This window comes from Belnapia sp. AC561 (assembly GCF_979252845.1).
This window is the reverse complement of the sequence record NZ_CEEDBP010000458.1, coordinates 1-239: the sequence shown is the minus strand read 5'-3', so window position 1 is coordinate 239 and position 239 is coordinate 1. Positions and strand designations below refer to the sequence as shown.

Below are 239 nucleotides of genomic sequence, written 5' to 3'. Positions count from 1 at the left end.
CCCATGGCTTAGGCTTCAGCCCCAGCGCGCGCGCCTTGCGCGCGACGAGGCCGGCGGCGACGAGCACGGAGGGATTGGAGGTGTTGGTGCACGACGTGATCGCGGCGATCACGACGTCGCCGTCGCCGATGTCATGGTCGCGATCCGCCACCGCGACGCGCTGCGGCTGTTCCTTGTGGTAGATCTTGAACAGGTCGCCGTTGAACACTTCGTCGACCTTGGTCAGCGCGACCTTGTCC

1 protein-coding gene is annotated in these 239 nt (G+C 66.5%); it reads right to left on the bottom strand.

Annotation, left to right across the window (positions count from 1 at the left end; translation table 11 throughout):
• Positions 1–239 (bottom strand): aconitase family protein (locus AC0IW9_RS31835; protein WP_471652275.1); only part of this gene is annotated, 239 nt, incomplete at both ends.